The sequence below is a fragment of the Xanthomonas sp. NCPPB 3570 genome (assembly GCF_056725115.1).
This window is the reverse complement of sequence record NZ_CM161513.1, coordinates 3,277,133-3,301,115: the sequence shown is the minus strand read 5'-3', so window position 1 is coordinate 3,301,115 and position 23,983 is coordinate 3,277,133. Positions and strand designations below refer to the sequence as shown.

The window sequence follows — 23,983 nt, the reverse complement described above, 5'->3', positions numbered from 1 at the left end:
ACAGGGTGGTCGATGCTAGTGGGTTTATGTTTCTTTAACAAGTCGGACTCCCCGGTCGCGACGCGCATTTCAGCTAGTGCAAGCGCTCCGAGGATGTCGGTTCAGCCTGCGTTACGGCAAACAATACTCCGAATTCCGTCAAGGGGAAGTCATAGTGCCGGCCGCAGAACTCGCAACGGATCTCAACTTGGCCGGTGGCCTCGGCGGCGGCCCGCGCTTCTTCCTCGCCGAGCGAGCGCAGCATCGCCGCCACCCGCTCGCGCGAGCACGAGCAGCCGAAGCGCAGCGGGCGGTCGCCGAGCAACTCCGGGGTCTCCTCGTGGAACAGCCGGTGCAGCAGGGTTTCGGCCGGCGTGGCCAGCAATTCGGCCTCGCCGACGGTCTCGAACAGCGCCCCGGCGCGGTTCCAGCCATCCTCGTCGCCGGCGTCGCCGGGCAGCTTCTGCAGCAGCAGGCCGGCGGCGTGACTGCCGTCGGCGGCCAGGATCAGCCGCGTCGGCAACTGCTCGGACTGGCGGAAGTAGTCCTCGAAGGCCTCGTCCAGTTCGGCCGAAGACATCGCCACCAGGCTCTGGTAGCGCTGCGGTTCGCGCGGATCCAGACCGGGGTTCTCGATGGTGATCGCCAGCAGGGCGTCGTCGCCGAGCGCGCGCAGGTCGCGCGGCGCGTCCTGGCCTTCGCTCAGCTGGACGATGCCGCGCAGCGTGCCGGCGGCGGTGCATTCGGCGAACAGGGTGCGCAGCGCGCCATGGCTGCGCAACTGCACCGACAGGCGCCCGTCGACCTTGGTGTGGCCGGTGAACAGGGCCGCGGCGACGCAGGCCTCGCCCAGCAGTTCGGTGGCCGCGGCGGGGTAGCTGGCCGGCGCCAGGATCTCGCGCCAGGTGTCGTGCAGGCGCACGTGCACGCCGCGCACCCCGGCGCCGGGGAGCAGGAAGCGGGTCAGACGATCGTCGGAAGAATGCATTGCGGCCTCGCTGCGCATGGGAAGATGGCGACCGCACGAACGTGGATCGTCATGGTGGACCAGATCGAAGAAAGCATAGGAATGGGGGCGGGGCGCCGCGATGCAAGTGGTGCGGCGTCGCCGCGTCCACGGACCAGGCGCTGGCGCCGCTGGCTGCTGCTGGTGCCGTTGCTGTTCGTGCTGGCGAGCGTGTCGCAGGTGCTGCTGCTGCGCTTCGTCGATCCGCCGTTCTCGGCGATGATGCTGGAGCGCCAGCTCGGTGCCTGGGCCGGCGGCGACTGGTCCTACCGCATCGCCTACGACTGGCGCGATGCCGCGCAGATCGCGCCGAGCCTGCCGATCTCGCTGGTCGCTGCGGAAGACCAGCGCTTCCCCAGCCACCATGGCTTCGACCTGGATGCGATCGAGAAGGCGCGCGACCATAACGCCCGCGGCGGACGCCTGCGCGGCGCCAGCACGATCAGCCAGCAGGTCGCCAAGAATCTGTTCCTGTGGCAGGGCCGCAGCTGGCTGCGCAAGGGGCTGGAGGCCTGGTACACGGTGTTGATCGAGGCGCTGTGGTCGAAGCAGCGCATTCTCGAGGTGTACGCCAACGTCGCCGAGTTCGGCGACGGCGTGTACGGCGCCCAGGCGGCGGCGCGCAGCTTCTGGAACAAGGACGCGGCGCAGCTGACGCCGGCGCAGAGCGCGCTGCTGGCGGCGGTGCTGCCGGCGCCGCAGCGCTACAACGCCACGCGTCCTGGCCCGTACGTGCAGGGACGCGCCAACTGGATCCAACGCCAGACCCGGCAACTGGGCGGGCCGGCCTACCTGCAGGCGCCGTAGGCTTGAAGCCCCTCTCCCCCCGGGAGAGGGGTTGGGGTGAGGGTACGACCGCACGTGCCCATTGGGGTTCTGCGGCAGGCGCACCCTCATCCGCCCCTTCGGGGCACCTTCTCCCAATGGGAGAAGGGAGGAGTTCGTCAGACGCCGCGCGCGCCGCTGGTGAACGCGCAGGTCGCTCCGTACCATCCGCCGATGGAATCCGAACGCCTCACCGTCGTCGTCACTGCGTTCAACGAAGCGCAGACCCTGCCGCTGCTGCACCCGCGCATCCTCGCCGCGCTCGACGCCGTGCCGGGACTGGAGGGGCGGGTGCTGTACGTGGACGACGGCAGCCGCGATGCCACCTGGGAGACGATCCAGGCGCTGGCCGCGTCCGATCCGCGGGTCGGTGCGCTGCGCCTGTCGCGCAATTTCGGCAAAGAACTGGCGCTGACCGCCGGGCTGGACTGCGTCGATCGCGGCGCGGCGATGCTGCTGGACGCCGATGGACAGGATCCGCCGGAATTGATCGGACAGTTCGTCGCGCACTGGCGCGCCGGCTACGACGACATCTACGGCACGCGCCTGGTGCGCGAAGGCGAGGGCTGGCTCAAGCGCGGCACCGCGGCGCTGTTCTACCGGGTGATCGGGCGCCTGTCGAAGACGCCGATCCCGGCCGACACCGGCGATTTCCGCCTGCTGTCGCCGCGCGCGCTGGCCGCGCTGCGGCAGTTGCGCGAGCGCCATCGCTTCATGAAGGGCTTGTTCGGCTGGATCGGCTTCCGCCGCCTGGCGGTGCCGTACAACCGTGCGCCGCGCCTGGCCGGGCGCAGCAAGTTCAGCTTGTGGCGGCTGTGGAACTTCGCCCTGGACGGCATCACCGGGTTTTCCACCGCGCCGTTGCGGGTGGCCACCTATCTCGGGCTGGCGACCGCGGTCGGCGCCTTCCTGTTCGCGATCTGGGTGGTGGTCAAGGCGGCGCTGTGGGGCGATCCGGTGGCGGGATGGCCGACGATGATGGCGGTCATCCTGTTCCTGGGCGGCGTGCAACTGATCGCGCTGGGCCTGATCGGCGAATACCTGGGCCGGCTGTACGAGGAATCCAAGCAGCGACCGCTGTACCTGGTGGAGACCTGGCGTGCACCCGGCGAAGGAGTATGCTCGGCCGTGCGATCCAGCGAACCGGGAGGCAGCGATGCGCACGGTACGGCAGGTCTTGAACGAAAAGGGCAATGAGATCCACACGGTCGCGCCGGACACGGCGGTGATCGAGGCGCTGCGGCTGATGGCCGCCAAGGGCATCGGCGCGGTGCTGGTGATGCAGGACGGACAGCTGTCCGGGATCCTGTCCGAGCGCGACTACGCACGCAAGGTGGTCCTGCAGGACCGCTCCTCGGCGACCACGCCGGTGCGCGACATCATGAGCAGCAAGGTGCACACCGTGGACCCGGCGCAGAGCGTGCAGCAGTGCATGGAACTGATGACCGGGCAGCGCATCCGCCACCTGCCGGTGGTGGACGCCGGCCGCGTGATCGGCGTGATCTCGATCGGCGACCTGGTCAAGGCGGTGATCGAAGAGCAGCGCGAGGAGCTGGATCAGTTGCAGGAGTACATCAGGAGTTGAGGGGCTGGGAGTCGGGAATGGGGAATTGGGAATAGGAAATCAAAAGCGCCGATCTCCTTAATCCACCTTGAGACATCGGTGGCCCGACACGATGGATGCGCGGAATTCGCTTTTGATCTTGCGATTCCCTATTCCCGATTCCCCACTCCCGGCTTCAACGGCCGCACTGAATATCCTTGCCCGGCCCGGTCTCGATGGTCGCCAGCAAGGCGGCCGGCGGGGCGATGCTGCCCAGGGCGACGGCGATGGCGCCGCGCAGGCCCAGGGCCTTGAGGTCGGGGCGGAAGCTGGGGTCCTTGAAGGTGCCGCCGACGCGCAGCGGCGAGCGCAGGGCGAGGATGCTGTGGTCCTTGGGCTGCGCCTTCAGCAGCAGGTCCAGGCGTTCCTGGCTCAAGTCGATGGTGCCGCTGCCGACCAGCAGGGTGTCGGTGCTGTCGAAGGCCAGGCCGCGCGAGGTCATCACCCCGTGCTGGACACCGAAGTCGCCGAACGCACAGCGCACCGGGATCTCGCGGTCCTTGGTCACCAGGTACTTCAGCGATTCGGCGATATCCAGGCCGGCCAGCTCCATCACCAGGTTGCTGATGCGGCCCTTGCCCATGCCGACGGCGACGCTGCCGTCGGCACTGCCGAGCATCTGTGCGATCGAGTTGCCGCTGCCGGCCAGCGCGATCTCGCCGCCGATCGCGCCCGCCGCTTCCTTGGCCAGTTTGCCGTCGGGGAACAGCTTGCCCAACTGCACGCCGCGGATCGACACCTGCGCGCGGGTGAACAGCGTGGGCTTGCGCGCGTCCATGCGGATGTCCGAGCGCAGGTCGCCGCCGGCCACGCCGAAGTTCAGCGGTTGCAGCAGCAGCACGCCGTCGTCGAGCTTCAGGTGCGCGTCCATGTCGTCCAGCGGCAGCGACGGCGCGTTGATGCGTTGCGCCTTCCAGCGCACGTCGGCGTCCATCGCGCGCAGCTTGCCGAGGTCGTAGGGTGTGGACGGCAGCACCTTGTCGGTGGCGGCCAGCTTGGCCGCCTGCGCCTTCTGCTCGGCGTTGGCGGTCTCGCCGGCGCCGGTGCGCGGCGGCGCGCCGACGAAGCCGGCCAGGTCGTCGAAATCCAGTCGCTGCGAACGCAGGTCCGCGCGCAGGAACGGGCGTTGTCCGGCGGTATCGATCTGCACCGTGCCAGCGAGGTCGCTGTCGCCGGCACGGCCGCGGAAGTCCTGGTAGCGCCAGCGCTCGCCGTCGCGTTGCAGGCGCCCATCCAGTTGGTAGGGCGGGGTGGAGGGAATGGCGATGCCCAGCAGCGGATACAGGTGGGCCATGTCGGTGCCGGCCAGTTGCAGTTGCAGGTCGAACACGCGCAACTGGAACGGGTTGGTCAGGGTGCCGCGCATGTGCGCGCGGGTGCTGCCGGCGCTGCCGCGCAGGTCGACGCGGAATGGGTGGTCGCTCTCGCTCAGTTCCAGCGGCGAGGCGGTATTGCCCTTGAGGGTGAAGGGATTGCCGCGCCAGCGGCCATCGCCGCTGACCGCGATCGGGGGTGCGGCATCGCCACGGCGGCGTTGCCCGACCTGGCTGTCGACGGCGATATCGATCTCGGTGCGCCCAACCGGATCCTGGAAACGCAGGTGTCCCTGCTGCACCAGCAAGGCGCCCAGGACCACCGGCCTGCCGCTGTCGTCGGACTGGCCGAATGCCCAGTTGCCGGGTTGCCCGGCCGGGCCGGTCTCCAGCAGCAGGTCAGGCTTGGTCAGGCGGATCTCGGGGATGCGCACGCGGCCGCGCAGCAGCGGCCACAGCGCGATATCCAGTTCGGCGCGGTCGGCGCTGGCCATCTGCGGCTGCTTCGACCAGTCGGCGTTGGCGAAGCGCAGGCGATCGCCGCGCACGGTGATGATGCGGCTCAGGTCCACGTCGAGGTTGCCATCGATGTGGAAGGCGCGCCCGGTGCGAGCCTGCACCGCGCGTTCCACCGGCGCCTTGAACCAGTTCCAGTCGAAGATCAGGATGATGACGAGCAGGAGCAGCACCAGCGCGCCGAGCACGAACGGCCAACGCCGCAGGCGGCCGTCGTTGCGCCGCCAGGGCCAGGAACGGCGGCGTGCGCGGGATGCGGAAACGGGGTCGCGAGCCATGCGGCCATCCTAGGCCGCTGCTGTGCACGGGGTGCGAAAGCGATCGGCCGCCTCAGAGCACCTGGCCGGTCACCGCCACGAAGTGGCAGACGCTGCCGGCGAGGACGAACAGATGCCAGATGGCGTGGAAGTAGCGCACGGTGTCGCGCTGGTAGAAGTATGTGCCCAGGGTGTAGAACAGGCCGCCGGCCAGCAGCCAGCCCAGGGTCCATGCGTCGATGGAGCGCAGCAGCGGTTCGATCGCCACCACGATCAGCCAGCCCATCGCGATGTACAGGATGGTCGACAACAGGCGGAAGCGGCCGGTGAAGAACAGCTTGAAAATCACGCCCGCCACGGCAATGGTCCAGATCGCCGCGAACAGGCCCCAGCCCCACGGGCCGCGCAGGCCGATCAGGGTGAACGGGGTGTAGGTGCCGGCGATCAGCAGGTAGATCGCGCAGTGGTCGAAGATCTGCAGGCGCGCCTTGGCCCCGGGATGCGGGATGGCGTGGTACAGCGTCGAGGCCACGTACAGCAGCAGCAAGGTGACGCTGAACACGATCGCGGTGGCGAGCTGCCAGCCGTCGCCGTAGATCGCGGCGAGGGTGATCAGCACCGAGCCGCCGGCCAGCGCGGCGATGGCGCCGAGGCCGTGGGTCAGGGCGCTGGCCAGTTCGTCGCGCCAGTCCGTGGAAGGCTGCGCGTCGGCGTTCGAGTAGGCGGGCGACCGGTCTGCATCCATGGGTCCGCACGGTAGCGCAATTGCGAGCGGTTCGCATCCGCTGCGGTGCCGCACTGCGACGCCGGTTGGGCGTGCGCTCAGCCGGCGCACGCCCGCGGTCACATGACGGTCATTCCACCGCCACGCTGTGCGCGTGTTCGCGCGTGGCGGCGAAGCGCACGTCCGGCGCGCGTTCCTGCGCCAGTTGCAGGTTGACCCGGGTCGGCGCCAGGTAGACCAGTTCGCCGGCGGCGTCGATGCCCAGGTTCATCGCGTTCTTCTCGCGGAACTCTTCCAGCTTCTTGGGGTTGTCGCAGTGCACCCAGCGCGCGGTGACCACGCCCACCGGTTCGAAGCTGGCGTCCACCCCGTACTCGTCCTTCAGCCGGTAGGCGACCACGTCGAACTGCAGCGTGCCGACCGCACCGAGGATCAGGTCGTTGCTCATCAGCGGGCGGAAGAACTGGGTGGCGCCTTCCTCGGACAGCTGCGCCAGGCCCTTCTGCAACTGCTTGAGCTTGAGCGGGTCGCGCAGGCGTGCGCGGCGGAACAGTTCCGGAGCGAAGTTGGGGATGCCGGTGAACGACAGCGATTCGCCCTCGGTGAAGGTGTCGCCGATGGAGATGGTGCCGTGGTTGTGGATGCCGATGACGTCGCCGGGGTAGGCCTCGGCGGCGATCTCGCGATCGCTGGCCATGAAGGTCAGCGCGTTGGCCAGCTTGACCTCCTTGCCGGTGCGCACGTGCAGGGTCTTCATGCCCGCGGCGAAGCGGCCGGAGCAGATGCGCATGAAGGCGACGCGGTCGCGGTGCTGCGGATCCATGTTGGCCTGGATCTTGAACACGAAGCCGGTGAGCTTGTCCTCGCCGGCCTGCACCTGGCGGCCTGTGGTGGCGCGCGGCTGCGGCGGCGGCGCGTGCTCGGCGAAGAAGTCCAGCAGCGGCTGCACGCCGAAGTTGTTGACGCCGGAGCCGAAGAACACCGGGGTCTGCTTGCCGGCGCGGTAGGCGTCCAGGTCGAAGGCGTGGCTGGCGCCCTGCACCAGTTCCAGTTCCTCGCGCAGTTCGGCCAGCATCTGTTCGCCGATCTTCTCGGCCAGGCCTGGCGCGTCCAGCGACGGGAAGATGGTCGAGTCCTGGCGGGTGAAGTTGCGGCCGGGCTCGTACAGGTGCACTTCGCCGGTCACCAGGTGCACCACGCCCTTGAGGCGCTGGCCCATGCCGATCGGCCAGGTCACCGGCGCGCATTCGATGCCCAGCACCGTCTCCACCTCGTCGAGCAGGTCGATCGGATCCTTGCCCTCGCGGTCGAGCTTGTTGATGAAGGTCATGATCGGCGTGTCGCGCAGCCGGCACACCTCCATCAGCTTGATGGTGCGCTCTTCCACGCCCTTGGCCACGTCGATCACCATCAGCGCCGAGTCCACCGCGGTGAGCACGCGGTAGGTGTCCTCGCCGAAGTCGGCGTGGCCAGGGGTGTCGAGCAGGTTGATGATCTTGCCTTCGTACGGGAACTGCATCACCGACGAGGTCACCGAGATGCCGCGCTCCTTTTCCAGCGCCATCCAGTCCGAGGTGGCGTGGCGCGCGGCCTTGCGGCCCTTCACCGAGCCGGCCATCTGGATCGCCCCGCCGAACAGCAGCAGCTTTTCGGTCAGCGTGGTCTTGCCGGCGTCGGGATGGGAAATGATGGCGAAGGTGCGGCGGCGCGCAGCTTCGGTGGCGACTTCGGACATGGGCGGCACGCCCGCAAGGGGCGTCATCGGCAACGGAGGAAGCCGCCGATTATAGCGGGCTTCCCGCAAGGCCCGTTCAGTTCAGCAGCCAGGGATGCGGGCGCCTGCTGGATTGGCGGGCCACCAGGTTGTAGGCGACGACCATGCCGAGCAGCAGCAGGCTCCAGGCCGGCGCCAGCCAGTGCGGCGCCACCGCGCCGGGCAGGCCGACCTGGCCGATGCTGATCCCGCCGAGCATGGCCAGGACGAACTGGGTCACGGTCAGCAACAGCGCGCCGCGCGGCCAGCGCATGCAGGCCAACAGCAGACTGCTGGCGGCGAGCGTCGCGGTCAGGGTGATCGACACGGTCAGCGAGTAATAGGCCGCCGGCGCATGCTTGAGCGCGCCTAGCAGCCAGGACAGGCCCAGCCAGGGCAGCATCGCCGCGAGCGCGCGCTTCAGGATCACCTGGTTGAACAGCTTGCCCGCCTGCCCGGGGGCGCCCAGGCCCGGCAGCAGCGCGCTTTCCATCATTCCCAGGTTGCCGTGCTTGCGCCATAGCCACAGCCGTTGCAGGAACTTCACGCTGGACAGATTGGCCATGACGTTGGCCATGACCAATGGCAGCGTCGGCGATTGCGCGCGCAGCAACAGGGGCGTCCACAGCAGCAAGAGCAGCGCCGGCGTGACCAATGCGGCCAGGAAGGTGCCGGCGGCGTTGCCGGGGGCGAAGCCCGGGCCGAGGGCATAGCGCATGGCGCGTTCCGGTTGGTGACGCAGATCGGTGGGAAAGGCAGGACGCGCGATGCCCTGGATCCAGCCCAGACGCCCGCTCTGCGATTCGACGGCCTGCTTGGTGGTGCCGTCGCCGGGCTGGCGCTGCTGCAGGCCGATCCACATCGGGCGCGACCATGCCGACAGCGCATCGGCCGGGCGACCACGCAAGTATCGGTACGACCACAGGCTGATCAGCGCGCAGGCGAGCGCAGCGAGCAGCAGGCTGGCGCGTGGATGCAGGATCAGCGGCACGAAACTGGCCTTGGGCAAAAAGCCGCCGAATGTCCCCGGCAAGATGCCGATCAAGGGCGCACACCAGGCCGGCAGGGTGGCGACCAACATGCCGAAGCTTGCGCTGAGCAGCAGGACCGACAGGGACAGGCCAGGCCCGACGCCGCGCACGGCGAACAGCAGCGTCGGCAGCAGCACCGTCAAGGCCAGTGCGGCGCCGAACAGGTTGACGAAGCGCGCTGCCATGGACGGCAGACGCAGTTGGCGTCCCTGTTCCAGCAGACCCAGCAGGCGAGCGCCGAGCAACATCCACACGAACATCGCCAGGATCGCGGTGAGGACCAGCGGCAGCAGGTTGGCGGCTTTTTCAGGCAGCCAGGTGCAGGCGAAGGCGGCGGCGAGGGTGGGCGGATACAGCCATCCGGTCACGCCCGATGCGCGGCAGAGCAGGCGCAGATCTGCAGGAAGACGGTTCATCCGACCACCTCGATGAACAGGTCTTCCAGGCCCAGTCGGTCGATGCGGATGCCGGGGACGGTCAAGAGCGCGGACGGCAGCTCGTCGGCATGCAGCACCACCACGACACCGCCGTCGGTGGCGTGGCGGCGCGCCAGTTCGCCGCGCAACGGCGCGTCCAGCGTCGCCGCTGCCGGCGCCGGGATGCCGATGCGCAGGACCCGGTCCTTGAGTTCGTCCAGCGGCTGGTCCAGCAACAGCCGGCCCTGGTTGAGGAAGGCCACGCGCGAGGCCACGCGTTCCAGGTCGCTGACGATGTGGCTGGAGAACAGCACGGTGGTGCCGGCGTCGCAGGTTTCGGTGACGATCTCGCGCATCAGGTCGCGACGCGCGACCGGGTCCAGCGCCGAGGCCGGTTCGTCCAGCACCAGCAGCGCCGGCCGCGCGGCCAGCGCCCGGACCAGGGCCAGACGCTGGGCCTGGCCGGGCGAGAGCTTGCCGATGCTCTGGGTCCGATCCAACTCCCAGCGGCGCAGCAGCGTGTCCGCGCGCTGCACGTCCCAGTGCGGATAGAGCTGCGCGGCGAAGGCGAGCAGTTCCTCCACGCGCATCCAGCCGAAGGCCTGAGGCTGCTGCGGCACGAACCCCAACTGCGCCTTGCGCGTGTCGTCCAGATGCAGCGCCGGGCCGCCGAACACCCGCGCCCGGCCACGTTGCGGCTGCAGCAGGCCGAGCAGGCAGGCCAGCAGGGTGCTCTTGCCGGCGCCGTTGCGGCCGATCAGGCCAACTACCTCGCCGCGCGCCACCTGCAGGTCAATACCCTGCAGCACCTTGCTGGTACCGAAGGCCAGGTGCAGGTCGTGCGCCGCCAGCGGCAGGTCCATGTCCAGGTCGGTCTGGATTGCCGTCTGCATTACCACGCTACTCATCGCCAGGTTCTCCAAACAACTGTTCAAGACGTTCGATCACGGGAGGCGACGGCAGGCCCAGTTCCCGGCAATGCCGGACCAGTTCCTGCAGGCGCGGTTCGATCAACTCCAGGCGCTGCCCTTGCCGTTGCGGCGCTGCAGCGGTCGCGGCCACCGCCATGCCGCGGCCGCGCAGGCGTTCCAGCACGCCCTCGGCCTCGAGCTGGCTGTAGGCGCGCGATACCGTCATCGGGTTGACCGCGTGGGTGGCGGCGACCTCGCGTACCGAGGGCAGGCCGTCGCCTGGGCGCAATTGCCCGGCGGCGACCAGGCGGCGGATCTGTTCGGCGATCTGCCGGTAGATCGGCTCGGGGGCGCTGGGTTGGACGTGGAGGTGGGTTGCATCCATGTGTATTAATACATCAATACACTTGGCGAATGTCAATGCGTTTGCCGACGAACGGTAGGCGGTGCGCTCAGGGTGGAGTGGGATGGGCGAAGCGCAGTTCGCCCAGCGGGCCGGCCATCCGGAAAGGCACCGCTTCCAGGTGCAGGCCGCGATTGAGCTGGACGGCGAAATGCAGGTGCGGGCCGCTGCTCAGGCCGGTGTTGCCGGACAGGCCGAGGCGCTCGCCGCGCCGCACCGCCTGGCCGACCCGCACCTGCACGCCGCCGGCGGCCAGGTGGGCGTAGATCGCCATGCTGCCGTCGGCGTGCAGTACCCGCACCAGGTTGGCGGCCTGGCCCAGGCGCGGGTCGGTCCCGGACTCGCGGAAGTCGTCGCGCACCTCCATCACCACGCCCTCGCGTGCGGCCAGTACCGGCGTGCCTTCGGGCAGGGCGAAATCCAGCGCATAGGCATTGGCGGGATCGCGATGGCTGAACGCGCCGCCGAAGCCTTGGTCGATGCGCACCGGGCGGTCGGCGAAGGGCAGGGCGTACAGCGCCGGGTCGGCATGGGCGCGCGGCGAGCCGGGCACCGCCTCGATGCGCAGCCGGGCGTCGCCAGCGTCGGTCTCGGCCAGGTCGCCGGACGGATACAGACGCGCAACCACGCGGCGCTCGCCGGCGGCGAGCTCCACGGTCAGCGGCAGCGCGGGCACGGCAGTGAAGCCGGCGCGGTCGCCCAGCAGGCGGATCTGCACCGGGCCGCCGAGTGGATTGCCCAATGCGATCTCGCGCAGCCCGCTGTCGCGTGCGGTCACCTGCAGCCACGCCGGCGGTGGCTTTGGTTCGGGCCGCGGGGCATTCCAGCGCAGCAGCGGCTGCGCGGGCGCGCCGGTCGCTGCCGCCAGCGACAGGACCACGGCAAGCCAGCGGCGGGGGCGGCGTCGGCGCACGGACAGGGGCAGCGATGGGGGAAGCGGAGTATGGCCGACGCCAGGGATCGAAAAATCATATCGCTTCATCCGAATAAAGAGATTGACATTGCGGAAAATCGCTGGCATCGTGGCTTCACCATCGAGACCGGCGGAGGGACAGGCCCTTTGATGCCGGGGCAGCCAGCGGACGCGCAAGCGTTCGTGTAGGTGCCAAATCCTGCGGGGACCCACGCGTCCGCCGAAAGATGGTTCGATCCATGCCTTCTGCATGGCGAACGCGAGCTCCGCGAAGCTCGATGGCCGTTCCTCCCTGGATACCGCCATGCGCCTCGTGAACTCGCCTGATCGCCCCACCTCCGCCATTCCGTCCCACGACCGCGTTGCCGCGCCGGCCGACGGCGTGCACGCGATGCGTGGCGAGATCGCCGTCGCCTTGCCGCTGCGCCACGCCGGCGTGCAACTGCTGCGCCTGCGCTACGAACTGAGCGGCCCCGCTGCCGCGCCGGTGGTGTTCGTCGCCGGCGGCATCTCCGCGCACCGCCATCTCGCCGCCAACGCCAGCTTCCCCGAGAAGGGCTGGGCCGAAGGCCTGGTCGGGCCGGGGCGGGCGCTGGACCCCACCCAGCGGCGGCTGCTGGCGTTCGATTTCGTCGGCGCCGACGGCAGCCTGGATGCGCCGATCGACAGCGCCGACCAGGCCGATGCCATCGCCGCGCTGCTGGACGCGCTGGACATCGCGCAACTGCAGGGGTTCGTCGGCTACTCATACGGTGCGCTGGTCGGCCTGCAACTGGCGGTGCGGCATCCGCACCGCGTGCAGAAGTTGATCGCGGTCAGCGGCGCACACCGCGCGCATCCGTATGCCGCGGCCTGGCGCGCGCTGCAGCGTCGCGCCGTGGCGCTGGGCCAACTGCAGTGCGCGGAGAGTCACGGGCTGTCGCTGGCGCGGCAGTTCGCGATGCTCAGCTACCGCACGCCCGAGGAATTCGGCGAACGCTTCGACGCCGCGCCGGAAGTGATCAACGGCCGCGTCCGCGTCGCCGCCGAAGACTACCTGGACGCCGCCGGCGCGCAGTACGTGGCGCGCACCCAGGTCAACGCCTACCTGCGCCTGTCCGAATCCATCGACCTGCACCGCATCGATCCGGCCGCCGTCGCCGTGCCCACGGTGGTGGTGGCGGTCGAAGGCGACCGCCTAGTGCCGCTGTCGGACCTGGTCACCCTGGTCGAAGGCCTCGGCCCGCGCGGCAGCCTGCGCGTGCTGCGTTCGCCCTACGGCCACGACGCCTTCCTGAAAGAAACCGATCGCATCGACGCGATTCTCGCCACCGCCCTTCGCCCCACCGGAGTTGCCGCATGAGCACTGCCCACGACACCGATCTGCCCTGTAGTGCCGCCACCGCCGCGGTCCGCGCCGGCATCGACCGCGACACCGCCTACGGCGCGGTGACCCCGCCGATCGTGCTGTCGTCGAACTTCAGCTTCGACGGCTTCGGCAACAAGCGCCAGTACGACTACACCCGCAGCGGCAATCCCACCCGCGACCTGCTCGGCGAAGCGCTGGCGGAACTGGAAGGCGGCGCCGGCGGCGTGATCACCGCTACCGGCATGGGCGCGATCAACCTGGTGCTCAACGCGCTGCTGCAGCCCGGCGACAAGCTGGTGGTGCCGCACGACGCGTACGGCGGCAGCTGGCGGCTGTTCAACGCGCTGGCCAAGAAGGGCCACTTCGAGCTGATCACCGCCGACCTGACCGATCCGCGCTCGCTGGCCGATGCGCTGGCGCAGGCGCCGAAACTGGTGCTGATCGAGACCCCGTCCAACCCGCTGCTGCGCATCACCGACCTGCGTTTCGTCATCGACGCCACGCACAAGGCCGGCGCGCTGGCGGTGGTCGACAACACCTTCCTGTCGCCGGCGCTGCAGACTCCGATCGCCTTCGGCGCCGACCTGGTGATCCACTCCACCACCAAGTACGTCAACGGCCACAGCGACGTGGTCGGCGGCGCGGTGATCGCTGCCGATCCCGAGCTGCACCAGCAACTGGTGTGGTGGGCCAATGCGCTGGGCCTGACCGGCTCGCCGTTCGATGCGTTCCTGACCCTGCGCGGCCTGCGCACGCTGGACGCGCGCCTGCGCGCGCACCAGGAAAACGCGCAGGCGGTGGTGGAGCTGCTGACCACGCACGCCGCGGTGCGCCAGGTGTACTACCCCGGCCTGGCCTCGCACCCTGGTCACGCGGTGGCGGCGCGGCAGCAGCGCGGCTTCGGCGCGATGATCAGTTTCGAACTGGCCGGTGGCGAGGCCGAGGTGCGCGCCTTCGTCGACGGCCTGCGCTACTTCACCCTGGCCGAATCGCTGGGCGGCGTGGAGAGCCTGGTCGCGCATCCGGCGACCATGACCCATGCGGCCATGACCGCCGAGGCGCGCGCCAAGGCCGGGATTTCCGACGGCCTGTTGCGTCTGTCGGTGGGCATCGAATCCAGTGCGGATCTGGTCGCCGACCTGCAGGCGGGCCTGCAGCGCGCGCAGCGCGCCGGCGAGGCGCTGGCACGCAAACGGGTGGACGCGTGAGCAGCGGCCTGGCCGATGCGCCATCGGCGCCGCTGCGTGCTGCGCCCGTCGCGGCCACCGCGCGGCTGGGCCTGCTCGGCACCGGCACCGTCGGCCGCGCCTTCGTCGCGCGCTACCAGGCGTTGCAGCAGCGCCGCCCCGGCCTGCCGACCTTCGCCTGGCTGGCCAATTCGCGCACCGTTGCCGACTGCGCGGTAACGCCCGCGCAGGCGCTGGCCGCGGCCAATGCCGCCGCGCGCACGGCGCAGGCGGTGACGCTGCCGGAGGACCTGGGCCGGGGCGACATCGTGGTCGACGCCACCGCCAGCGAGGCGGTGGCGCAGCGCCATGCCGAATGGCTGCGGCGCGGCGTGCACGTGGTCACCGCCAACAAGCTCGGCCAGGGCGCCGCGCTGGCGCGGGCCGAACAGATCCAGGCCGCCCGCCATGCCGCCAGCACCCACTACGGCGACAGCGCCACGGTCGGCGCCGGGCTGCCGTTGCTGAGCAGCCTGCGCGCGCTGGTTGCCGGCGGCGACCATATCCACGCGGTGGAAGGCGTGCTGTCCGGCTCCCTGGCCTGGCTGCTGCATCGCTACGACGGCCGTCGTGCCTTCTCCGCGTGCGTGCGCGAGGCCGCGGCCGCCGGCTACACCGAGCCCGATCCGCGCGAGGACCTGTCCGGCGAGGACGTGCGGCGCAAGCTGCTGATCCTGGCCCGTGCCGCCGGCCTGCCGTTGCGCGCCGAGCAGGTGCAGGTGGAGTCGCTGGTGCCGGCCGCGCTGGCCACGGTGCCGCTGGCGCAACTGGATGCCGCACTCGAACAATTGGACGCGCCGCTGGCGGCGCGCCTGGCGCAGGCACAGGCCGCCGGTGCCTGCCTGCGCTTCGTCGGTCGCTTCGATGCAAATGGCGCGTCGGTGGGCCTGCGCGCGCTGCCGCTGACGCATCCGCTGGCCAGCGGCGCCGGCACCGACAACCGCGTCGCCATCCACAGCGACCGCTACCTGCAGCAGCCGCTGCTGATCCAGGGGCCGGGTGCGGGCGCCGATGTCACCGCGGCGGCCTTGCTCGACGACGTGCTGCGGATCGCAGTGCGCTGAGCGAAGCAAACGACGCCCGCCATCACGTGCGGGCGTCGCGTTTCGGAATGGGGCGATACCGACGGGCAGTCGGCGTGTGGACGACGTTGCCTGCATGCCGATGCGTGCGGGTCACGCGGCGCGGCCGTCGCGCGTTGCGCGACGGCCGGCACCTCAGCTCATTGCAGACCCTGGCCCATGGTCTTCAGCAACTCGCCCTGGTAGTCGCCGCTGAATTCCCAGAAGAACGCGCCGCCCAGACCCTGGGTCTTGACGTAGTTCATCTTCTCGGTGACCAGCGCCGGGTTGTCGTAGCTCCAGAAGGTGCTGCCGTCGTACTTCCAGTGCGCGTGCGCCTGGGCGTCGACGTAGCTGGTGCCGGCGCGGCCGCGCAACACCTTGTAGTCCTCGATGCCGGCCTCGTAGGTGCCCGCCGCGGCGCTGCCGCTCTGGTACAGGCCATGGTTGACGTTGGGCACGTTGGTCCAGCCACGCCCGTAGAAGCCGATGCCGAGGTTGAGCTTGGCGGCCGGCACGCCACGGTCGAGGAAGGCCTGGATGGCGTCGTTGCTGTTGTAGTAGCGCTGGTCGCCGCTGGACGGATCGGCCGACGACTCGAACAGGGCGGAGTGGTGGTTGGTCTGCGGATCCCAGGCGCCGTGGAAGTCGTAGGTCATCACGTTGAGGTAGTCCAGGTATTGCGCGTACAGGTTCGGGTCGGTGACCCGGATCTTGTCGATGCCGGCGCCGACCGCCACGGTCAGCAGCAGCCCCGGCCGCACCTGGTCGAGCTGACGGCGGAATTCGGCCAGCAGCGCGGTGAAGTTCTGCCGGTCCTCGGCGCTGCCGCAGGCGATGCCGCACGCCACCGGGTATTCCCAGTCGATGTCGATGCCGTCGAACACGCCGGCCGCGGCCGCGCTGCCGCCGGCGCCGTCGGTGACCGGCAGGTTGCCGCGGATGTAGGCGTCGATGCACGAGGCGACGAAGGCCTGGCGGTTCTCGGCGCGCGCGGCGCTGGAGAAGCCGCGCGACCAGGTCCAGCCGCCCAGCGAGATCAGCACCTTCAGCCCCGGATGCGCGGCCTTGAGCTTCTTCAACTGGTTCCAGTTGCCGCGCAGCGGCTGGTCCCAGGTATCGCCCACGCCGTCCACGCTCTGCGCGGCGGAGAACGCCTTGGTGTAGTCGGCGAAGGCGTCGCCGCCGGCGCCGGTGCTGCTGTCGGAGGGCTGGGTGACGCCGACTTCGCAGCGGTTGTTGCGGACGTTGCCGAAGGCGTAGTTGATGTGGGTCAGGTAGCCGGCGGCGCCGCTGGTCTGGATGTCGCGGACCTGGTAGTTGCGGCCGTAGATGCCCCACTGGGTGAAGTAGCCGATCACGCGCTTGCCACCGCCGGCGCTGGCGGGGAGGGTGCGCACGTTCAGCGTGGCGCTGCTGGCCGAGACGTTGCCGGCGTTGTCGCGGGCGCGCACCGCGTAGGCGTACGCGGTGTCGGCGCTCAGCGCCGAATCGGTGTAAGCGGTGGTGGTGGACGTGCCCACGCGATTGCCGTCGCGAAGGATGTCGTAGCCGGCCAAGCCGCTGCCGCCGGCGTTGTCGGAGGCAGCGTTCCAGCTCAGGGTGATGGCGTTGCTGGCGCGCGTGGCCGCGGCCAGGCCGGTCGGCACGCTCGGCGCGGTGGTATCGGTCGACGCCGCCGCGATACTGATCGTAACGGCGGCCGAGGTGGTGCGGGCGCCGGCGTTGTCGGTGGCCACGGCGGTAAGGCTATAGTCGCCGGCCGCCGCGCCGCTCCAGGACAGCGTGTACGGCGCGCCGCTGACGCTGCCGAGCGAGGTGCTGCCGCGGAAGAATTCGACCCGCGCCACGCTGCCGTCGGGATCGCTGGCCGACGCCTGTAAGCTGATGGTGGTGCCGACCACGAAGCGGGTGCCGCTGGTGGGCGCGGTCAGCGCCACGCTCGGCGGCTGATTGCTGGTGCTGCCGTCGCAGGTGCCCAGGTCCTGGTACCAGCCGCAACTGGTGCAGTAGGTCGGCGCGGTGTTCCAGATCGGACCATTGGCGCGGTACAGGTGGCCGGCGTAGGTCATGGTGTCGCCGGCGGCGTAGATGGTGGCCGGGTTCCAGGCGGTGACGCCGCTGCACGCGGCGGCCGAGGCCTGGCCGGGCGCGAGGCCGGCGAGGACGAGACAACAGAACAGCAACCACGATCCAGCGGATTTCGTGTTCATGGTGACGCCTCCGATGCGGTAGGTAACGCGACTGAGGAGCGGCGGTTCGCCGCTGTCTGGTTCCTTGGATCCGATCACCCGGGAGCGTTTGGCGCCGACGGCGTGTGGCGTTCGTGCGCGGACCGGGCAGGCGCAGGGTTCTGGCCAGAAGACAACGTTGTCAACAGACAATTCGGGCGAATGCGAGATGCATCCAGAATCACTGCGATGACAACGTTTTCATGGACGGCCGATGCTGCAGCGCAATGGCTGCAGCGTCGGGTGCATCCGCGTTTGCGGCGGGGCTGGCACGGCGCATGGCGGCCAGGTTCGTGCAACGCCCAGGCGACGTGCTGTCGCTACCGGCACGCTGCCCCGATCACCCAGGCTGCGCGACAAGACGCGTTCGTGCCGCCGTGCAGGCACGACTGGTGTGGCGCCTGGGATCAGGGCGTCTTGTCCAGCGCCTCGAGCAGCGCGGCGTTGAAGCGCTGCGGCGCTTCCACCTGCGGTGAATGGCCGAGGTCGTCGAAGGCGACCAGATGCGCGCCGGGAATCGCCGCGGCCGCGCGCTTGCCCAGGGCCGGGTAGTCGCCCAGGGTCGCCGCCAGTGCCGGCGGCGCCAGATCCTTGCCGATCGCGGTCCGGTCGCGCTGGCCGATGAACAGCGTGGTCGGCACGCGCAGTTGCGGGAAGCGCTGCACCACTGGCTGGTTGAACACCATGTCCGAGGTCAGCGCCTGGTTCCAGGCCACGCGATCGCCGCCCGGGCCGGCGTACAGGCCGGCCTGCATGCTCACCCAGCGGTCGTACTCGGGCTTCCACTGTCCGCCGTAGTAGGCGTTCAACTGGTACTGCTTGATCGAGGCCGCATCGGTCTTGCGCTCCTTGGCATACCAGTCGTCGACGCTGCGCCACGGCACGCCGGCGGCCTTCCAGTCCTCCAGCCCGATCGGGTTCACCAGGACCAGCTGGCTCACGTCCTGCGGGTACTGCAGCGCGTAGTGCGCGGCGAGCATGCCGCCCATCGAATGGCCGACGATCGCGGCGCGGCGCACGCCGGCCTGCTGCAGCAAGGCATGGGTATTGGCCGCCAGTTGCGCGAAGGTGAACTGGTAGGCCTGCGGCTTGCTCGACTTGCAGAAGCCGATCTGGTCCGGCGCCAGCACCCGGTAGCCCTGTGCCACCAGCGCGGCGATGGTCGATTCCCAGGTCGCGGCGCAGAAGTTCTTGCCGTGCAGCAGCACCACGGTGCGGCCGTTCGGCGTGCCGGTCGGGGCCACGTCCATGTACGCCATCTGCAGCGGCTGGCGCTGCGAGTCGAAGCGGTACCAGTGCACCGGGTAGGGATAGGCGAAGCCTTCCAGTTGCACGCCATAGCGTGGCGGTGCGTCGGTGGCCGTGGCGGAGGCGAGCGGCGACAGGGCGAGGGCGGCGAGCAGCAGGCAGTGGCGCATGGGAGCGGGACGGCAGACGTGATGGACCACGACCTTAGCCCGGCGCGCGCTTGCCAGGCGTCAACGCGTCACGCGGGTGGCGGCAGGCTGCCGCCGTTGTGCACCAGGGTCAGGCAGGCGTGCCGCTGCATCTGCGCCAGCGGCTCCTGCAGCGCCGCCAGCACCTGTTCGGCCTGCGCGCCCAGCACCGGCCGGTACGCGGCCCAGCCGTTGCGGCCCTTGGCCTTGGCCTGGTACAGCGCGCGGTCGGCCAGCACCAGCAACTGCTCCCAGCCGAGCAGATTGTCGGGGTCGTGCACGAACGGGAATTCGGCCAGCCCGATCGAGCAGGTGACCCGGCCCTGGCGCCCGTGGTCGAACACGAACGGGTGCGCGGCGACCGAGCGGCACAGCCGTTCGGCGGCCATGGTGAGGTTCTCGCGCGGCGCCGAGCGCAGCACCAGCAGGAATTCCTCGCCGCCCCAGCGCACCACGTAGTCGCTCTCGCGGGTCAGCCGCACCAGCAACTGCGCCATCTGCTGCAGCACCGCGTCGCCGGTGTGGTGCCCGCCGCTGTCGTTGATCGACTTGAAATGGTCGATGTCGATCAGCGCGAACAGCATGCCCGAGGACAGCATGTCCTCGTCGTTGGCGGCCATGCGCCGGTACAGCGCGATGTCGCTGGGGATGTGCAGCGACAGGTAGCGGCGGTTGCGCAACTGGGTCAGTTCGTCGGTGAAGCTGGCCTCCTGCAGGCGCTGGTTGGCCGCCTGCAATGCCTGGGTGCGCTCGCGCACCTGGCGTTCGAGAATGTCGCGCTGGCGCCGGTTGTGCAGCCGCGCCAGCGCCACCGCGCACAGCAGCAGGGCGAACGCGCCCAGCGTCAGCAGCAGCCTGTAGTACGGCGTTTCCTGGAAGCGCAGCGCGATCCGCAGCGGCAACTGCGCCGGCGCTGCAGCCCACACGCCGGCGTTGTTGCTGCCGGTGACTTCGAACACGTAGTCGCCGCCGGGCAGGTTGGTGTAGCTGACCGAGCGCTGGCGGATGTCGTCGAGGGTGCGCCAGCCGCGGTCGTAGCCGCGCAGGCGGTAGCGCAGTTCGACGTTCTGCGGCGCCTGGAAGGAGGCGGCGGTGAACTCGAAGTCGAGGTCGCGCGCGGCTTCCGGCAGCGGGGTGGGCAGCGCCTGCGGCGTCAGCCACAGGCCCAGCGCACGTACCCGCTCCACCACCGGCTGCGGCGCCACCGGATTCTTGACGATGCCGGCGGTGTCCAGCGCGACCACCCCATCGCGGCTGGGCAGCCACAGCGTGCCGTGCTCAATGAAGCCCTTGCCGTTGCCGGCGCCGTTGCAGCACATGCCCTGCACGCCGCCGTGGCGCTGCGCGCGCTCGGTGAGCATCAGTTCGGCATTCAGCGGCGCCTGCGGCGACGCCGCGTGGCGCTGCAGGTCGGCCAGGCGCACGCGGTAGACCCCGCGCAGGCCGGCCACCCAGATCGCGCCGCGGCCGTCGTCGGCGATGAAGAACGCGGCGTTCACCGGTAGCCCGTCCTGCTCGCCGAACGCGTACCAGTGCGTGCCGTCGAACAGCCACAACTGCTCGTTGAGGGTGCCGACCAGCCATTGCCCGCCGGGCAGTTCGTGGATCGCGGTGATGTCGGCGCTGGCCAGCGCCGAACCCGGCGGCGCCAGTGCCACCAGGCGCTCGCCGCGAAGTGCGTACAGGCCCGACTGCGCGCCGATCAACAGGCGCCCGTCGCGGGTCTGGTGGATCAGCCGCACGCGCGGATCGCGCAGGCCCTCGGCCGTGCCGTAGCGGCGCAGCCGCGTGCCGTCGGCGCGGAACAGGCCGTCGGTGCTGGCGAACCACAGCCGCTGCGCGCGATCGCGGACGATGCCGCTGATCTGCAGGTCGCGCAGCGGCGCCAGCCAGGCCGGCTGGCCGAGCCGGCCGTCGCGGTACAGGGCGGCGCCGTGGCGGGTGCCGATCCACAGCTGTCCCGGCTCGGCCAGCAATGTGTAGGGCGCTTCGTTGTGCAATTGCGCCAGGGTCAGCACCGGCTGGTAGCGGCCATCGCGCAGTTGCGACAGGCCGCTGTCGGTGCCGGCCCACAGCGATCCGTCCGGATCGCGCGCCAGGGTCCACACCAGCGCATCGTCCAGCCCCTCGTGCGTACTGTAGCGACGCGTCCAGCCGTTCCACAGCCGCGTGGCGCCGTTCCAGCTGCTGCCCAGCCACAGGTTGCGCTCGCGATCCTCGAAGATCGCGTTGACGCCGACGTTCGGCTTGTTTTCCGGGGTGCGTTCGACGATGGCGCCATCGCGCACGCGCAGCAGCGCGCCGGGCTGTCCCACCCACAGGTTGCGGTCGCTGTCCTCGAACAGGGCCAGCACGGCGCGCCGGCTGGTCGCGTCTGCATCGGGCAGCCATTGCCAGCGCCCGTCGCGGCGCTGCAGCAGGCCGTCGCGGGTGCCGGCCCACAGCGTGCCTTGCGCCTCCAGCAGATGTTGCACCGGCACCGCGGCGGCCTCCTGCGGCAACGGCAGCGACACCGGCGCGTCCTGGCCGGCGACGAAGCGCAGCACTTCGCCGCGCGTGCCCACCCACAGCGCGTCGGCGCGCGGCAACAGCGCAGAGGCGCCGCTGGCGATGCGGTGGCGCAGTTGCAGGCGATCGCCCTGCACCGCATACACGCCATCCTGCGCCGCGATCAGCACGGTGCCGTGCGCATCGGTCGCGATCGCCTCGATGTTGAGCAGTGGCGCCTGCGGATCCTGTGGCAGCAGCGTGGTGAAGCGCCCGTCGCGGTAGCGCGACAGGCCGCGGTAGGTGCCGATCCACAGCGTGCCGGCGGGGTCGACGTGCAGCGCCTTGATCAGGTTGCCGGGCAGGTGCGCCGGCGCGCCCTCGTTGAACGAGGTCATGCGCACGCCGTCGAAGCGGGTCAGCCCGCCCATCGTGCCGATCCACAGATAGCCCTGGCGGTCCTGCGCGAACGCCTGCACGCTCAGCTGCGGCAGGCCCTGGTCTAGCCCCCAGCCTTCGCGCTCGTAGTGGTTGAACTGCTTGTCCGGCTGCAATGCCCGCGCCTGCGGCACACACGCGCTCCACGCTGTCGAGAGCATGGCCAGCTGTAGCGCCAGCAGGCGCCAGGAGGCGTATGGGAACCGCAGGAGCATGCCAATGCCGGATCGGCCGACGTCTCTGTGGTTAGCGGCAACGCCGCGCGGATCTTGATGCGCGCGGCAGTCAGGACGCTGGTGATCGGGTGGGCCAGCGTCCATCGGGGTGGCTCAGCACTCGATGACGTTCACCGCCAGCCCGCCGCGGCTGGTTTCCTTGTACTTGTCCTGCATGTCGCGGCCGGTGTCGCGCATGGTGCGGATCACCTTGTCCAGGGACACCTTGTGCTTGCCGTCGCCGCGCATCGCCATGCGGCTGGCGTTGATCGCCTTGACTGCACCCATCGCATTGCGCTCGATGCATGGGATCTGCACCAGGCCGCCGATCGGGTCGCAGGTCAGGCCGAGGTTGTGCTCCATGCCGATCTCGGCCGCGTTCTCGATCTGCCCTGGCTTGCCGCCGAGCGCGGCGACCAGGCCGCCGGCCGCCATCGAGCAGGCCACGCCGACCTCGCCCTGGCAGCCGACCTCGGCGCCGGAGATGGAGGCGTTTTCCTTGTACAGGATGCCGATCGCCGCGGCGGTGAGCAGGAAGTCGAATACGCGCTGTTCGTCTGCGCCGGGGCAGAAGCGGTCGAAGTAGTGCAGCACCGCCGGAATGATGCCCGCCGCGCCGTTGGTGGGCGCGGTGACCACGCGGCCGCCGGCGGCGTTCTCTTCGTTGACCGCCAGCGCGTACAGGTTGACCCAGTCCAGTGTGGTCAGCGGATCGCGCATCGCCGCTTCCGGCTTGGACGACAGCTCGCGGTACAGCGCCGGTGCGCGCCGCGACACGTGCAGGCCGCCGGGCAGCGTGCCTTCCTCGCGGATGCCGCGTGTCACGCAGGCCTGCATCGCGCCCCAGATCTCGCGCAGGCCGGCGCGGATCTCGTCCTCGCTGCGCCAGCACTTCTCGTTCTCGAACATCAGCGCGGCGATGCTCAGGCCGCTGCGCGCGGCCTGCGCCAGCAGCTCATCGCCGCTCTTGAACGGGTAGGGCAGCGGCGTCTCGTCGGCGACGATGCGGTCGTCGGCGGCGTCGTCCTGGTTGACCACGAAGCCGCCGCCGACCGAGTAGTAGTCGCGCGTGGCGACGACTTCGTCGTTGGCCGCGTAGGCGGTGAAGCGCATGCCGTTGGTGTGGTACGGCAGCTTCTGCCGCTTGTTCATCGCCAGGTCGCGCTTCTCGTCGAAGGCGATCTCGTGCCGGCCGAGCAGGTTGATGCGCTTGCTGCCGCGGATGCGCTCCAGCGCGCCGGGGATGATGTCCGGATCGATCAGGTTCGGGCGCTGGCCTTCCAGGCCCAGCAGCACCGCCTTGTCGGTGCCGTGGCCGCGCCCGGTCAGGGCCAGCGAGCCGAATACTTCGGCACGCACCCGCACCACGTCCTGCAGGCGGCCCTGGTCGAACAGCCAGCGGTGCACGAAGCGTTCGGCGGCGCGCATCGGCCCCACGGTGTGCGAGGAACTCGGCCCGATGCCGATCTTGAACAGGTCGAAGGTACTGACAGCCATGCGCGTGCCGAGGGGGGGGGGCGAAAGACCGTCTATTCTATGCTTCCGGCGCGCGGCACAGGTCCGCAGCGCAGCATAGGACGCGAGCATGTCCCTGACCCTGTACCAGCGCGACGACTGCCATCTGTGCGACCAGGCCCTGCAGGTGCTGGCGCAGGCGCGCATGGCCGACCTGGAAAGCGTTTTCATCGACGACGACGCGGCGCTGGAGGCGCGCTATGGCGTGCGCGTGCCGGTGCTGCGCGCCGCCGACGGGCGCGAACTGGACTGGCCGTTCGATGCGGACGGCGTGCGTGCCTGGTTGGCGGACGCGGCCGAACGCGTGTAAGAAGCGCATAAAAAAAGCGGCGGACCCGACGAGGAAATCCGCCGCTCAGCGGCCGCGCGCCCGCGG

General features: G+C 70.0%; 19 protein-coding genes, 1 pseudogene and 1 riboswitch. Of the genes and pseudogenes, 7 read left to right on the top strand and 13 right to left on the bottom strand.

Features of this window, described 5'->3' with window-relative positions; all coding sequences use genetic code 11:
* Positions 1-73: 73 nt before the first annotated feature.
* Positions 74-967, bottom strand: coding sequence for an Hsp33 family molecular chaperone HslO (gene hslO / locus AC1PLR_RS14395; protein WP_420009339.1), 894 nt, complete (start codon positions 965-967; stop codon positions 74-76).
* 81 nt (positions 968-1,048) lie between these two features.
* On the opposite strand from hslO, the gene mtgA reads away from it, so the two are divergent.
* The 3 genes from mtgA to AC1PLR_RS14380 all read left to right on the top strand — a co-directional run bounded on the left by mtgA (position 1,049) and on the right by AC1PLR_RS14380 (position 3,395).
* On the top strand, positions 1,049-1,792 hold the full coding sequence (gene mtgA / locus AC1PLR_RS14390) for a monofunctional biosynthetic peptidoglycan transglycosylase (protein ID WP_481101417.1): 744 nt from the start codon (positions 1,049-1,051) through the stop codon (positions 1,790-1,792).
* Between the two features lie 192 nt (positions 1,793-1,984).
* Positions 1,985-3,007 (top strand): glycosyltransferase family 2 protein, encoded by a 1,023-nt coding sequence (locus AC1PLR_RS14385; RefSeq protein ID WP_481101416.1) that lies wholly within the window; start codon positions 1,985-1,987, stop codon positions 3,005-3,007.
* Positions 2,967-3,395 (top strand): CBS domain-containing protein, encoded by a 429-nt coding sequence (locus AC1PLR_RS14380; RefSeq protein WP_481101415.1) that lies wholly within the window; start codon positions 2,967-2,969, stop codon positions 3,393-3,395. Before AC1PLR_RS14385 ends, AC1PLR_RS14380 begins: the two co-directional genes overlap by 41 nt.
* Before the next feature lie 154 nt (positions 3,396-3,549).
* Here the strand turns inward: AC1PLR_RS14380 and AC1PLR_RS14375 are convergent, their stop codons facing one another.
* The 7 genes from AC1PLR_RS14375 to AC1PLR_RS14345 all read right to left on the bottom strand — a co-directional run bounded on the left by AC1PLR_RS14375 (position 3,550) and on the right by AC1PLR_RS14345 (position 11,662).
* Positions 3,550-5,520 carry an AsmA family protein gene (locus AC1PLR_RS14375; protein ID WP_481101414.1) on the bottom strand — a complete coding sequence of 657 codons (1,971 nt, stop codon included), beginning with the start codon at positions 5,518-5,520 and terminating at the stop codon, positions 3,550-3,552.
* Positions 5,521-5,572: 52 nt separating this feature from the next.
* Positions 5,573-6,244 carry a PAQR family membrane homeostasis protein TrhA gene (gene trhA / locus AC1PLR_RS14370; RefSeq protein WP_010344180.1) on the bottom strand — a complete coding sequence of 224 codons (672 nt, stop codon included), beginning with the start codon at positions 6,242-6,244 and terminating at the stop codon, positions 5,573-5,575.
* Positions 6,245-6,353: 109 nt separating this feature from the next.
* Entirely contained in the window at positions 6,354-7,958 is a 1,605-nt protein-coding gene (locus AC1PLR_RS14365) for a peptide chain release factor 3 (protein WP_017910485.1), read from the bottom strand.
* A gap of 76 nt (positions 7,959-8,034) precedes the next feature.
* Entirely contained in the window at positions 8,035-9,423 is a 1,389-nt protein-coding gene (locus tag AC1PLR_RS14360) for a hypothetical protein (protein WP_420009344.1), read from the bottom strand.
* On the bottom strand, positions 9,420-10,331 hold the full coding sequence (locus AC1PLR_RS14355) for an ABC transporter ATP-binding protein (RefSeq protein ID WP_481101413.1): 912 nt from the start codon (positions 10,329-10,331) through the stop codon (positions 9,420-9,422). Before AC1PLR_RS14355 ends, AC1PLR_RS14360 begins: the two co-directional genes overlap by 4 nt.
* On the bottom strand, positions 10,324-10,719 hold the full coding sequence (locus tag AC1PLR_RS14350; RefSeq protein ID WP_420009345.1) for a GntR family transcriptional regulator: 396 nt from the start codon (positions 10,717-10,719) through the stop codon (positions 10,324-10,326). Before AC1PLR_RS14350 ends, AC1PLR_RS14355 begins: the two co-directional genes overlap by 8 nt.
* Positions 10,720-10,786: 67 nt before the next feature.
* Entirely contained in the window at positions 10,787-11,662 is an 876-nt protein-coding gene (locus AC1PLR_RS14345; protein ID WP_420010185.1) for a M23 family metallopeptidase, read from the bottom strand.
* A gap of 103 nt (positions 11,663-11,765) precedes the next feature.
* Positions 11,766-11,884, top strand: a riboswitch (SAM riboswitch).
* Positions 11,885-11,954: 70 nt separating this feature from the next.
* Between AC1PLR_RS14345 and metX the strand changes: the two genes are divergently transcribed.
* From metX to AC1PLR_RS14330, 3 genes are read left to right on the top strand one after another with little or no spacing between them, the layout of a single operon-like run.
* The gene (metX, locus tag AC1PLR_RS14340) at positions 11,955-12,992 is read left to right on the top strand and encodes a homoserine O-succinyltransferase MetX (protein ID WP_481101412.1); all 1,038 of its coding nucleotides are present in this window, start codon (positions 11,955-11,957) and stop codon (positions 12,990-12,992) included.
* Positions 12,989-14,206: an O-succinylhomoserine (thiol)-lyase gene (locus tag AC1PLR_RS14335; RefSeq protein WP_371181467.1), complete on the top strand. Its 1,218-nt coding sequence runs from the start codon at positions 12,989-12,991 to the stop codon at positions 14,204-14,206. Before metX ends, AC1PLR_RS14335 begins: the two co-directional genes overlap by 4 nt.
* A gap of 32 nt (positions 14,207-14,238) precedes the next feature.
* Positions 14,239-15,288 (top strand): homoserine dehydrogenase family protein, encoded by a 1,050-nt coding sequence (locus AC1PLR_RS14330; RefSeq protein WP_481103604.1) that lies wholly within the window; start codon positions 14,239-14,241, stop codon positions 15,286-15,288.
* Positions 15,289-15,446: 158 nt separating this feature from the next.
* On the opposite strand, the gene AC1PLR_RS14325 is transcribed toward AC1PLR_RS14330, so the two are convergent.
* The 5 genes and pseudogenes from AC1PLR_RS14325 to AC1PLR_RS14305 form a co-directional block, all read right to left on the bottom strand.
* Positions 15,447-16,691, bottom strand: a complete 1,245-nt coding sequence (locus tag AC1PLR_RS14325) for a glycoside hydrolase family 18 protein (protein ID WP_371182843.1) — start codon at positions 16,689-16,691, stop codon at positions 15,447-15,449.
* Positions 16,692-17,084: 393 nt separating this feature from the next.
* A pseudogene (locus AC1PLR_RS14320) lies at positions 17,085-17,357 on the bottom strand (Ig-like domain-containing protein); the annotation flags it as partial.
* Between the two features lie 566 nt (positions 17,358-17,923).
* A complete protein-coding gene (locus AC1PLR_RS14315; protein WP_481101411.1) occupies positions 17,924-18,934 on the bottom strand; it encodes an alpha/beta fold hydrolase in 1,011 nt (336 codons plus the stop codon).
* 68 nt (positions 18,935-19,002) lie between these two features.
* Positions 19,003-22,092, bottom strand: a complete 3,090-nt coding sequence (locus AC1PLR_RS14310) for a ligand-binding sensor domain-containing protein (RefSeq protein ID WP_481101410.1) — start codon at positions 22,090-22,092, stop codon at positions 19,003-19,005.
* Between the two features lie 114 nt (positions 22,093-22,206).
* Entirely contained in the window at positions 22,207-23,589 is a 1,383-nt protein-coding gene (locus tag AC1PLR_RS14305; protein WP_420009349.1) for an L-serine ammonia-lyase, read from the bottom strand.
* A gap of 88 nt (positions 23,590-23,677) precedes the next feature.
* On the opposite strand from AC1PLR_RS14305, the gene AC1PLR_RS14300 reads away from it, so the two are divergent.
* Complete coding sequence (locus AC1PLR_RS14300; RefSeq protein WP_481101409.1) at positions 23,678-23,917, top strand: glutaredoxin family protein; 240 nt, start codon at positions 23,678-23,680, stop codon at positions 23,915-23,917.
* The last annotated feature ends 66 nt before the right edge of the window (positions 23,918-23,983 follow it).